Raw genomic sequence first — 440 nt, 5'->3', positions numbered from 1 at the left:
GCGGAAGCCGGAGGAGAGCTTCTCCAGCGACTTGCTCATCTGGCTGTCGGTGACCGACAGGTTGCGGTACGAGTTCATCGCCGCGATGTTGTTGTTGACGCTCAGACCCATGGTGTTCCTCCGTGGAAGTGGGTTTCAGGGAATCCGCTGCATCCGTGCTGCGGGGTGTTGCAGTGCCAGGATCGGCGGGCACCGGGCTGGTGTTGACCTGAAACCCGGATTGTCTTCGGGAGCTGAGTGGAGCGTCGGCGCGGCTGTGCCGGCCCGGCGGACGGAGCCGGGGCAGCAGCGAGGGGGGAGGCCGGGGCCTCCCCCCTCACCGGATGGTGCTCAGGTGGTGCCGGTGGATCAGCCCAGCAGGCGCAGGATGCCCTGCGGAGCCTGGTTGGCCTGGGCCAGCATCGCGGTGCCGGCCTGGGTCAGGATCTGCGTGCGGGTGA

The 440-nt window shown here is 68.0% G+C and carries 1 protein-coding gene; it reads right to left on the bottom strand.

Annotated features, from left to right (window positions below; genetic code table 11):
* Positions 1-348: 348 nt before the first annotated feature.
* Positions 349-426 (bottom strand): flagellin, encoded by a 78-nt coding sequence (locus O2V63_RS20700; protein ID WP_269169360.1) that lies wholly within the window; start codon positions 424-426, stop codon positions 349-351.
* Positions 427-440 lie beyond the last annotated feature (14 nt).

The sequence above is a fragment of the Modestobacter sp. VKM Ac-2977 genome (assembly GCF_026968045.1).
GTDB lineage: Bacteria > Actinomycetota > Actinomycetes > Mycobacteriales > Geodermatophilaceae > Modestobacter.
This window is presented reverse-complemented; position numbering and strand designations above follow the sequence as displayed.